This is a genomic window from Bradyrhizobium sp. Ce-3, assembly GCF_022835695.1.
Taxonomy (GTDB): domain Bacteria; phylum Pseudomonadota; class Alphaproteobacteria; order Rhizobiales; family Xanthobacteraceae; genus Bradyrhizobium.
Genome location: NZ_BQUV01000010.1, coordinates 332,633 through 343,939, shown reverse-complemented (window position 1 = coordinate 343,939; position 11,307 = coordinate 332,633). Strand labels below are relative to the sequence as shown.

10 protein-coding genes and 1 pseudogene are annotated in these 11,307 nt (G+C 65.4%); 7 read left to right on the top strand and 4 right to left on the bottom strand.

Features of this window, described 5'->3' with window-relative positions:
- The 4 genes and pseudogenes from BRSPCE3_RS31000 to BRSPCE3_RS30985 all read left to right on the top strand — a co-directional run.
- A pseudogene (locus tag BRSPCE3_RS31000) lies at window positions 1-125 on the top strand (chemotaxis protein CheW); the annotation flags it as partial.
- 43 nt (window positions 126-168) lie between these two features.
- Complete coding sequence (locus BRSPCE3_RS30995) at window positions 169-558, top strand: PleD family two-component system response regulator (protein ID WP_018269419.1); 390 nt, start codon at window positions 169-171, stop codon at window positions 556-558.
- Window positions 559-593: 35 nt separating this feature from the next.
- Entirely contained in the window at window positions 594-1,451 is an 858-nt protein-coding gene (locus BRSPCE3_RS30990) for a protein-glutamate O-methyltransferase CheR (protein WP_244070127.1), read from the top strand.
- 3 nt (window positions 1,452-1,454) lie between these two features.
- Entirely contained in the window at window positions 1,455-1,772 is a 318-nt protein-coding gene (locus tag BRSPCE3_RS30985; protein ID WP_244070126.1) for a PilZ domain-containing protein, read from the top strand.
- Window positions 1,773-1,940: 168 nt separating this feature from the next.
- Here BRSPCE3_RS30985 and BRSPCE3_RS30980 read toward each other — a convergent pair whose 3' ends face one another.
- Complete coding sequence (locus BRSPCE3_RS30980) at window positions 1,941-2,249, bottom strand: hypothetical protein (protein WP_244070125.1); 309 nt, start codon at window positions 2,247-2,249, stop codon at window positions 1,941-1,943.
- Window positions 2,250-2,403: 154 nt separating this feature from the next.
- On the opposite strand from BRSPCE3_RS30980, the gene BRSPCE3_RS30975 reads away from it, so the two are divergent.
- The 3 genes from BRSPCE3_RS30975 (at window position 2,404) to BRSPCE3_RS30965 (ending at window position 5,881) form a co-directional block, all read left to right on the top strand.
- Window positions 2,404-3,036, top strand: coding sequence for a response regulator transcription factor (locus BRSPCE3_RS30975; RefSeq protein ID WP_244070124.1), 633 nt, complete (start codon window positions 2,404-2,406; stop codon window positions 3,034-3,036).
- Between the two features lie 268 nt (window positions 3,037-3,304).
- Window positions 3,305-5,044, top strand: a complete 1,740-nt coding sequence (araD, locus tag BRSPCE3_RS30970; RefSeq protein WP_244070123.1) for an L-arabinonate dehydratase — start codon at window positions 3,305-3,307, stop codon at window positions 5,042-5,044.
- A gap of 117 nt (window positions 5,045-5,161) precedes the next feature.
- Entirely contained in the window at window positions 5,162-5,881 is a 720-nt protein-coding gene (locus BRSPCE3_RS30965) for a ribonuclease activity regulator RraA (protein ID WP_244070122.1), read from the top strand.
- 279 nt (window positions 5,882-6,160) lie between these two features.
- Here the strand turns inward: BRSPCE3_RS30965 and BRSPCE3_RS30960 are convergent, their stop codons facing one another.
- From BRSPCE3_RS30960 to BRSPCE3_RS30950, 3 genes are all read right to left on the bottom strand, one after another.
- Window positions 6,161-8,269, bottom strand: coding sequence for a S9 family peptidase (locus BRSPCE3_RS30960; RefSeq protein ID WP_244070121.1), 2,109 nt, complete (start codon window positions 8,267-8,269; stop codon window positions 6,161-6,163).
- A 96-nt stretch (window positions 8,270-8,365) separates the two neighbouring features.
- Window positions 8,366-10,078: an iron ABC transporter permease gene (locus BRSPCE3_RS30955; RefSeq protein WP_244070120.1), complete on the bottom strand. Its 1,713-nt coding sequence runs from the start codon at window positions 10,076-10,078 to the stop codon at window positions 8,366-8,368.
- Between the two features lie 152 nt (window positions 10,079-10,230).
- Window positions 10,231-11,295, bottom strand: coding sequence for an ABC transporter substrate-binding protein (locus BRSPCE3_RS30950; RefSeq protein ID WP_244070119.1), 1,065 nt, complete (start codon window positions 11,293-11,295; stop codon window positions 10,231-10,233).
- Between the last annotated feature and the right edge of the window lie 12 nt (window positions 11,296-11,307).

Genomic DNA, 11,307 nt, shown 5'->3' with positions numbered 1-11,307 from the left:
TCAACCTCGATCCCCGCATGGCCAAGCTCGCCGGCGGCGTCCACCGCCTCGACGGCCAGCTCATGGTCGTCCTCGATATCGATCGCGTGCTCGAACTGGTGCCGAAAACAGCTGCTGCAGCGTAACGTTCCGCCGCGGAGACGGCGGATTCTACAAGGAGGCCAACCCATGAAGACATGTCTTGTCGTCGACGATTCCGGTGTGGTGCGAAAGATCGCGCGCCGCATCCTCGAAGGAATGGAATTCACCGTCATCGAAGCCGAGGACGGTGCGGTCGCGCTCGAAGCCTGCAAGCGCGCGCTGCCGGATGCGGTGCTGCTCGACTGGAACATGCCGGTGATGGACGGCTTCGAATTCCTGGTGCAGCTCCGCCGCATGCCCGGCGGCGATCAGCCCAAGGTCGTGTTCTGCACCACCGAGAACGGCATCGACCACATCTCGCGGGCGCTGCATGCCGGCGCCAACGAGTACATCATGAAGCCGTTCGACAAGGACATCGTGATCGCGAAATTCCAGGAAGTGGGTCTGCTGGCGCTCGACGCGTCGGCCGAAGCCTAATACCCAGTTTCACCCTTTGCCTTTGCGAGGCTCCCGTGACGCCCCCCGACTACGAGTATCTGCGTAAGCTCCTCAAGGACCATTCCGGTCTCGATCTGTCTGCGGACAAGCAGTATCTGATCGAGAGCCGGCTGCTGCCGCTGGCGCGCAAGAGCGGCCTGTCCGGCATCTCCGACCTGGTCGCCAAGATCAGGGCCGGCTCATCCGCGCACACCGTCCAGGTGGTCGAAGCCATGACCACCAACGAAACGTTCTTCTTCCGCGACAAGGTGCCGTTCGATCATTTCCGCGACACCATCATGCCTGAGGTCCTGAAGGCGCGTGCCGCGCGCCGCAGCGTCCGGATCTGGTGCGCCGCCGGCTCGACCGGCCAGGAGCCCTATTCGCTGGCGATGTGCCTGAAGGAGATGGGCTCAGCGCTTGCCGGCTGGCGGGTCGAGATCATCGCGACCGACCTGTCGCAGGAGGTGCTGGAGAAATCGAAGGCCGGCATCTACAGCCAGTTCGAGGTGCAGCGCGGGCTGCCGATCCAGATGCTGGTGAAGTATTTCAAGCAGTCGGGAGAACTCTGGCAGGTCAATCCCGAGTTGCGCTCGATGGTGCAGCACCGTCAGCTCAACCTGCTGCACGATTTCTCCCAGCTCGGCACCTTCGACGTGATCTTCTGCCGCAACGTGCTGATCTATTTCGACCAGGACACCAAGATCAACATCTTCAACCGTCTCGCCCGGTTGATGGAGGCGGACGGCTTCCTGGTGCTCGGCGCCGCCGAGACCGTGGTCGGCCTGACCGACACGTTCAAGCCGATTCCCGAGCGTCGCGGCCTGTACCGCCCGAGTGGCGTGCGGCCGGGGCTTGCGATGCCGAGGCCAGCCATGGCGGTCGGATATTGAGCAATGACCGAGGACGGCAAATCCGTTGAGCGGGTCACCTTCAGCCGGGGCGTCGATGTCTGCATCATGGCCATCGACGGCACCTGGCGGCGCGACTGCCAGCTCAACGCCATTTCCGACACCGATGCGTCGCTGACGGTCGAGGGTTCCATTCAGGGGCTCAACCTGAAGGAGTTTTTTCTCCTGCTGTCCTCGACCGGGCTCGCCTACCGGCGCTGCGAACTGGTCCGCGTCAACGGCACCGAAATGGACATCAGTTTCCTCAAGGGCAAGCCGAGCAAGCGGCGGTCGTCCGCCGATGAAGAGCGGGCCAGGGCTTGATTTGGAGAAGGCCTGATCTGGAGAGGGGCCTGATCTCGAGAAGGCCTGACGCCAGAGCGCCTGGAGCCGCGCGGGCATGGCCTGCCGCCCATCCAATGCTGCGTGGAACGGATCGTCGCTGCGGGGGTTGAGCGTCGTAAACGCCCGGCGGTTGCCGGCGCGGGCAGCTCAGTTCAAAAGACGCGCCGGGGCCGCTGGATCGCGCAGCCGATCGAGCGCCACGCCGAGGCCGGCGTCACAGCTTTTCAGGGCGCTGGACGCGGTGACGTAGCGCGGGGTCACGTCGTCGAGGACGAAGATGTCAGCGGCGGCGTCCTGCTCGGCCAGCAGCGCCTCGCGCGCAATCGCCGCTTCGATCAGCCGCAGGCTCGCCTGGACATGGCCGATCAGCGCGACCAGGTCGGTCACGATCAGGCTGTAGGGATCGTTCCCCTCGTCCAGGCACACCGCAACGCCGTCCGCCGCTGCATTTTCCATGCATGTTTCTCCACTGCCCCCACTTTTAGGGAACGCGGTGCTACTTGTGCGTTAAGCGGACGTCCCGTACAAATACGGGTCCATTGATCGAGATGGTCGAGTTACTTCTTGTGCACTCTGGGCAGCACGCTTCACCACTGATGGACGGATGCATATGGTTGAGAATGGCGCTCCTCGCGGGGAAATCTTCGTAGTCGATGATGATCCCGCCGTTCGCGAGACGCTTTCCGTGGTCCTGTCGACCGCTGGTTACAAGGTGATCTGCTTTGCGGACGGGGCCGCGCTGCTCGCGGTGGCGCGCAGCAGGACGCCGGCCTGTATCCTGCTCGACGTGCATATCCCCGGCAAATCCGGCCTCGATATCCTGAAGGAGCTGCACGGCGAGGATTATCCGGCGCCGATCTTCATGATCTCGGGCCAGGGCGACATCACGATGGCGGTCAGCGCCATCAAGAGCGGCGCGCTCGACTTCATCGAGAAGCCGTTCCGCGGCAACGAGATCGTCAGCCGCCTCAACGAGGCGATTGACGCCTATACCAGGCGCCAGGCCGAGACCTCGGCGTCGCGCATCGCCGCGCTGCACTTCCCCGGCCGCGAGCCGCTGACCCGCCGCGAGCGCGAGGTGCTCGAGCAGTTCACCGCGGGCGCCTCCAACAAGGAGGCCGGGCGCCATCTCGGCATCAGCCCGCGCACGATCGAGGATCACCGCGCCAACATCATGAAGAAGCTCGGCGCGCGCAACGCCGCCGATCTGGTTCGCATCGTGATGACGGCGCAGCAGAAGTAAGCCCAAGGAAAATAAGCCAAGGCCGGCCACGACCGGCCGAGGCCGGTTGCCGCTCCGATTGCCATTGCGGAGTTTGTGCGCCGCACGCTCGGCGTGAGGTGCAGGCCGGCACCGATCTGCGCAACGGGCGCGGGTAGCGAACGGCACGTCTGCGCCGCGCGCGGGACGACACGTCCGGAAATCCTGTATATGCGTGGCGCAAGGCCGGGACCACGCGCGTGCGCGCAATCTCGGGACACGCAATACCAGAACACATGGCGCATCCGATATGACGAAGCAGAACAAGACTCCGGATCAATTGCGCAGCGCGCGCTGGTTCGCGCCCGACGATTTGCGCGCCTTCGGACACAGGTCGCGCGCAATGCAGATGGGCTACGCGCCGGAAGAGTGGCGCGACCGGCCGGTGATTGCGATCATCAACACCTGGTCGGATGCGCAGCCCTGCCACATGCACTTCAAGAGCCGGGTCGACGACGTCAAGCGCGGCGTGCTGATGGCCGGCGGCTTTCCGCTGGAGCTGCCGGCGCTGTCGCTGTCGGAATCGCTGCTGAAGCCGACCACGATGCTCTACCGCAACATGCTGGCGATGGATGCCGAGGAGCTGTTGCGCGGCCATCCGGTCGACGGCGTGGTGCTGATGGGCGGCTGCGACAAGACCACGCCGGGCCTCTTGCTCGGGGCCACCAGCATGAACCTGCCGGCGATCTATCTGCCGGCCGGCCCGATGCTGCGCGGCAACTGGAAGGGGCGCACGCTGGGCTCGGGCTCGGATGCCTGGAAATACTGGGACGAGCGGCGTGCGGGGAAGATCTCCGACAAGGACTGGGTCGACATGGAGGCCGGCATCGCCCGCAGCTATGGCACCTGCATGACCATGGGCACGGCCTCGACCATGACCGCGATCGCCGAAGCGATCGGCATGACGTTGCCCGGCGCCTCGTCGATTCCCGCCGCTGATGCCAACCATATCCGGATGAGCTCGGAGGCCGGCCGCCGCATCGTCGAGATGGTGTGGGAAGATCTGACCCCGCAGAAGATCCAGACCCGCAAGGCGTTCGAGAATGCGATCACGGTCGCGATGGCGATGGGCTGCTCGACCAACGCCATCATTCACCTCATTGCGCAGGCGCGCCGCGCCGGCCAGGACATCGGGCTCGACGACTTTGAAAAGGCGAGCCGCAAGGTGCCCGTGATCGCCAATGTGCGGCCGAGCGGCGACCTCTATCTGATGGAGGACTTCTTCTATGCCGGCGGACTGCCCGGCCTGATGAACCGGATCAAGCCGCATCTGCATCTCGATTGCGTGACCGTCACGGGCAAGACGCTCGGCGAAAACATCGCAGGCGCCGAGGTCCACAATGACGACGTCATCCGCACCGTCGACAACCCGATCTACCAGGAGGGCGCGCTCGCGGTGCTGAAGGGCAACCTTGCGCCCGACGGCTGCGTGATCAAGCCGAGTGCGTGCGATCCGCGGTTCCTCAAGCATACCGGGCCGGCGCTGGTGTTCGACGATTATCCGTCGATGAAAAAGGCGGTCGACGATCCCGATCTCGACGTCACGGCCGATCACGTGCTGATCCTGCGCAATGCCGGCCCGCAGGGCGGGCCGGGGATGCCGGAATGGGGCATGCTGCCGATCCCGACCAAACTCGTGAAGCAGGGCGTGCGCGACATGGTGCGGCTGTCGGACGCGCGGATGAGCGGCACCAGCTACGGCGCCTGCATCCTGCATGTCTCGCCGGAATCCTATATCGGTGGCCCGTTGGCGCTGGTGAAGAACGGCGACCGGATCACGCTCGACGTCGCCGCGCGCACCATCAATCTCGATGTGCCGGAGACCGAGCTGGCGAAGCGCCGCGCGGAATGGAAGCAGCCCGAAAAGCGCTTCGAGCGCGGCTATGGCTGGATGTTCTCCAGGCACATCAAGCAGGCCAATGAAGGCTGCGACTTCGATTTCCTCGAGACCGGCTTCGGCAAGCCGGTCGGCGAGCCGTCGATTTACTAATGCTGTCGTTCCGGTGCACGCGAAGCGTGAGCCCGGAACCCATTTCTCCGCAACGCGTGTGGCCCGATGGATTCCGGGCTCGCGCTTCGCGCGCCCCGGAATGACGAAGGGAGCACCATGTCAAACCTCAGCGACTCCACCCGCAATAAACTTAAGACCGTCTCCACCGCCACCGTCGCGACCGCGCTGTTCAAGCGCGGCCTGCGCATCCAGATGATCCAGGATGTCCACCCCTTGAGCCCGGATCAGCCGACCATGGTCGGCGAAGCCTTCACGCTGCGCTACATGCCGGCGCGCGAGGACCTCAACACCATCGAGGTGTTCCGCGATCGCGCGCATCCGCAGCGCAGGGCGATCGAGGATTGCCCGCCGGGCAGCGTGCTGGTCATGGACAGCCGCAAGGATGCGCGGGCGGCCTCGGCCGGCGCGATCCTGGTGACGCGGCTGATGAAGCGCGGCTGCGCCGGCGTCGTCACCGATGGCGGTTTTCGCGATTCGGCCGAGATCGCGCGGCTCGGCTTCCCGGCCTTTCACCATCGCCCGAGCGCGCCGACCAATCTGACGCTGCATCAGGCGATCGAGATCAACGTGCCGATCGGCTGCGGCGATGCGCCGGTGTTTCCGGGCGACGTGATCCTCGGCGACAGCGACGGCGTCATCGTGATCCCGGCGCATCTCGCCGACGAGATCGCCAATGAGACCTTCGAGATGACCGCGTTCGAGGATTTCGTCACCGAGCAGGTCCAGAACGGCCGCGGCATTTTTGGTCTTTATCCCGCGACGGATGAGCAGACGCTGAAGGATTTTGCGGCGTGGCGGAAGGCGAAGGGAAGGTAGCTCCACCGCCGTCGTCCTGGCGAAAGCCAGGACCCATACCGCGTGATCTATCGAGCGCGGAGGTTGCGGTACCACAGCACGCAACGGGCGGTCTTCGCCAAACTCCTCCCTGTAGTTGTGGGTCCCGGCTTTCGCCGGGACGACGATGGGGAGGGGACCGCGCAAGCCAACCGGCGCCCGCAGGCCCGTAGCCCGGATGGAGCGGAGCGCAATCCGGGGTGCTCGCGACGGGCACGACTGGCCCCGGATTTCGCTGCGCCTCATCCGGGCTACGGCGTCCTACGCCTCCGCCTTGTTCGCCATCCCCACCGCCCACAGCGCGAACGCGTAGACGATCGCGACCTCGTCCAGGCGGTTGAAGCGGCCGGAGGCGCCGCCATGGCCGGCGCCCATGTTGGTGCGCAGCAGCACCGGGCCGCCGCCCTTCATCGTGGCGCGCAGCCGCGCGATCCATTTCGCCGGCTCCCAATAGGTGACGCGCGGATCGGTCAGCCCGCCCATCGCCAGGATCGCCGGATAGTCCTTGGCCGCGACATTGTCGTAGGGCGAATAGGACAGGATGGTGCGGAAATCCTTTTCGCTCTCGATCGGGTTGCCCCATTCCGGCCATTCCGGCGGCGTCAGCGGCAGCGTGTCGTCGAGCATGGTGTTGAGCACGTCGACGAACGGCACTTCGGCGACGATGCCGGCGAACAGCTCGCCGGCGCGGTTGGCGACCGCGCCCATCAGCATGCCGCCCGCCGAGCCGCCATGGCCGACGATGCGCTTTTCACCGGTATAGTTCGCATCACACAGCGCGCGGCCGGCGGCGGCGAAATCGTCGAACGTGTTGGTCTTCTTCTCGCGCTTGCCGTCGAGATACCAGCCCCAGCCCTTGTCGGCGCCGCCGCGGATATGTGCGATCGCATAGACGAAGCCGCGGTCGACCAGCGACAGCCGGTTGGCGGCAAACGACGCCGGCATCGCCATGCCGTAGGAGCCGTAGCCGTAGAGCAGCAGCGGCGCCTTGCCGTCGCGGACGAAGTCCTTGCGATGCAGGATCGAGACCGGCACAAGCGCGCCGTCATGCGAGGTCGCCATGATGCGGGTGGTGACATAGTCGGCCGGGTTGTGGCCGGACGGAATCTCCTGCCGCTTGCGCAACACCCGTTTCCGCGTCGCCATGTCGTAGTCATAGACCTCCGACGGCGTCGTCATCGACGAATAGGCGAAGCGTAAGTTCGTGGTGTCGAACTCGTAACCGCCCATGGTGTCGAGCGAATAGGCCGCCTCGTCGAACGCGATCGCGTGCTCCGCGCCGCTCGTGAGGTCGCGGATGACGATCGCCGGCAGCGCATTGGCGCGCTCCAGCCGCACCATGTGGCCGGCATAGAGCTCGACGTCGAGCACATAGACACCTTCACGATAAGGGATCAGGTCGCGCCAGCTGGCGCGCTCCGGCGCGGCGAGCGGCGCGGTCACCACCTTGAAGTCGATCGCATCGTCGGCATTGGTCAGGATGAACAGCTCATCGCCGCGGTCGGCGATCGAATATTGCACGCCTTCCTCGCGCGCCGCGACGAGGCGCGGCGGCGCGTCGGGATTGGCGAGGTCGATCAGCCGCTGCTCCGAGGTCTCGTGGTCGCCGCCGGCGATCACGCAGAAGCGGCCGCTGGCGCTCTCGTGCAGATGGGTGAACCAGCCGGAATCCTGCTCCTCATAGATCAGGATATCGTCGGCCTGCCCGGTGCCGAGCTTGTGCCGCCACACCTGCATCGGGCGGTGATTGTCGTCGAGCTTGACGTAGAAGAAGCTCTTGGAATCCGCGGCCCAGACCACGCCGCCGTCGGTTTCCTCGACGAGGTCCTCGAGGTCGCCGCCGGTTGCCCAGTCGCGTACCCGGATCGAGAAATATTCCGAGCCTTTGGTGTCGGCGCTCCAGGCGTGCAGGCGATGATCGTTGGAATGCCGGCTGCCGCCGAACCTGAAATATTCGTGGTCCTTGGCCAGCGCGTCGCCATCGAGCAGGACGTGCGCATCGCCGCCGTCCCGCGGCATGCGGGCGTACAATTCGTGCTGGCCGCCCTCGCGGAACTTGCGGAAATAGGCGAACGGGCCGTCCGGCGACGGCACGCTGGAATCATCCTCCTTGATCCGCCCGCGCATCTCCTTGACCAGCCGCTTCTGCAAGCCGTCGGTGTGGCCGAGCAGGCTCTCGGTGTAGCCGTTCTCGGCCTCGAGATAGGTCCGGATGTCAGGATCGAGGATCGCCGGATCGCGCAGCACCTCCTGCCATTTCGGATCCTTGATCCAGGCATAGTCGTCGGTCACCGTGATGCCGTGGGTGGTGAAGGAATGCGGCCGGCGCGGCGCGACGGGGGGCTGTGTTGTGGTGGCGGGTTTGGTCACACGATCCTCATGGTGCGGGGTTCCGCTTTATATCGGGATGAATGTGGCGATTGCCAGATGGCGCATACTCGCGCCTCCTGCATGCGGATAGAGCTGCTATCCGTTCCGCAGCTTCGCCCCCGCACTGCCGCCGGACATCGGGATCTGGTTCACCGCCAGCACCACGGCGAAGGTGATCACCAGCATCGCGATGCCGAGCACGGCGATCGCCGCGAGGTCGCCGCCTTCGTTGAGGTCGTAAATCAGCACCGACAGCACCTTGGTCTGCGAAGTGAACAACACGATCGCCGCCGACAGTTCCCGCATCACGCCGATGAAGATGAAGCACCAGGTCGCGATCACGCCGGTGCGCAGCAGCGGCGCGGTGATCTGGCGCAGCGCCTGCAGCCGGGTCGCGCCGAGGATGCGGCTTGCTTCCTCGAGCTCGGGATGGATGGTCGTGAACGCCGCCTGCAATTGCTGATAGGCCGAGGGCAGATTGATGGTGAGGAACGCCAGCAGCAGGATCCACAGCGTGCCGTACAGCACGAAGGGCGGCCGCGTGTAGCTCAGGAACAGGCCGACGCCGAGCACGATGCCGGGCACGGCGACCGGCGCGGTGGCGAGGAAGCCGAGCACGCGGTGGCCGGCGATCACCTTGCGCGTCGTGACATAGGCGATCACCAGCGCCAGGATGGTTCCGATCGTCGCGGTCGCGGTGCCCAGGATCACGGTGTTCTTCAGCGCGAGCTGGGTCGACGACAGCTCGGTGAACACGAAGACGATGTTGTGCAGGGTCAGTGTCGACGGCGTCACCAGCGTGGTGGCGTTCGGCGAGAACGCGGCGTTGAGCAGCGCGAGATAGGGCAGGAACACGGGGTTGAGCAACACCAGGAGGCAGAAGCCGAGCGCGGCCCAGCGCCAGCCGCGCAGCTCGACCCGGCGCGGTGCGCCATATTTGCCGCCGATCACCGAATAGGAGCGGCGGCCGAGCAAGGCCTTCTGGCCCTGCAAGAGCAGGATGGTCAGCAGCAGCAGCGGCACCGCGGCGGCGGCCGCAAGCTCGAGCTTCGGCGGATACTGGAACAGGCTCCAGATCTTGGTCGTCATGGTGTGGAAGCCGGCCGGCAGCGCCAGGATCGCCGGCGAGCCGAACAGCGTCATCGCCTGCAGGAACGCGATCAGCGCGCCCGCGACCAAAGCGGGCAGCGCCAGCGGGATCGTCACCCGCCGCGCCGTGGTCCAGGCATTGCCGCCGAGGATCGCGGAGGCGTCCTCGAGTTCGCCCGGCATGGTGTCGAGCGCATTGGCCACCAGCACGAACACGAACGGAAACGTGTAGCAGGAGATCACGAAGATGATGCCGGTCATCGAATAGATGTTGAACAGCGCATCGGCATCTTCGCCGGCGAACAACCGGTAGAGCTGGTTCAGCAGCCCCGAATTCGGCGCCGCCAGCAATTCCCAGGCGACCGCGCCGAGGAACGGCGGCGTCACGAACGAGGCCGTCACCAGCGCGCGGATGGTCTGCCGGCCCGGCATGTCGGTGCGCGACACCAGCCAGCTGAGCGGCGCCGCGACGATGCAGCAGATCACGGCGGAGGTGATCGCGATGATCGCGGTGGTCAGCAATGGATCGAGAAAGTCGGGATTGCTGAACAGCGTGACGAAGTTTTGCAGCGTCGGATGGCGATTCTTGTCGGTGAAGGCATATACCGCGAGCCACGACAGCGGCAGCAGGATGAGGAGGATCAGCACGGCCGCGAACAGCCACAGCACAGGGCGGGTCCAGTCGATGCGGGGGCGGGCGGCGGGGGAGGTGATGGTCACTGCGTGTTCTCTCTCTCCGTCATTCCGGGGCATCGCGAAGCGATGAGCCCGGAATCCATCGGGGCGCAGGGGCAGGCGGAGAAATGGATTCCGGGCTCGCGCTGCGCGCGCCCCGGAATGACGGTTGAGGGTGTGGCGGTGATCCTCATCCCTCACACCCGAAACAGCCGCGCATAGCGCGTCTTGATCTCTTCGGTCATCGCCTCCACCCCGGCCGGATCCTCCTTCATCAACTTGATGTCGGCGAGCTTGCGGCGGCCGGCCTTCGGCTGCACCTGGGCGTGCAGTGAATATTGTCCGGTGAAGTCGACGAAGAATTGCTGGGTCGCGCGGGTGTGCAGCCAGGCCTGGAACAGTCTTGCGGCGTTCGGGTGCGGCGCTCCGGCGAAGATGCCGGTCGGTCCCGAAATCGTCGGCGTGCCCTCGGTCGGATAGACCGGCTCGACCGGCTGCCCGGCTTCCTTCAACAGCACGATGCCGTATTCATTGCCGTCGGCCATCACGGCGCGCTCGCCGAGCGACAGCTTCTTCGGTGGATCGGTCGAGGATTGCACCTGCATCACGCGTTGCTTCGCAAGCTTCTCCAGATAGGGCCAGCCGAGCTCGCGCACGATCTGAAACGTCGTGGTCATGATGGTGCCGCTATAGGCCGGATGGCCCTTCACCATCTTGCCGATCCACTTCGGATCGAGCAGGTCGGCAAAGCTCTTCGGTGCGTCCTCGGCCTTCACCAGATTGGTGTTGTAGGCGATCGACGACAGCCACAGCCGCGTGGTCGCGGCCATGCCGTCGGGGTCGCGATAGCTGTCCGGAAAATGCCTCGCAACGTCCTCGGGGACGAACGGCATCAGCCAGCCGCTCTTCTTCCAGGGAATGAAGTGCGAGGCATCGGCGCTGTTGACGACGTCGGCGGCGTGGATGTTGGACTCGAATTCCTGCGCCACGCGCTGGAACAGCCGCTCCGAACCGGAGCGTTCGATCTGCACGCTGATGCCGGGATAGGCGGCCTCGAACGCTTTCCCGAGTTTCTCGCCGACCGGCAGGTCCATCGACGAATAGAACACGAGCTTGCCTTCCTTGGTCGCGGCCGCGATCAGATCGGGTGTGATCCCGACCGGCTCGGGTGCGGCGGCGCGCGCGGGCGAAGCGAACACCGCGCCGAGCGCGAGTGTCGCCGAGCCTTTCAGGACATCGCGTCTGGAAATCCGCTCTCGCATCGCGTCCCTCCG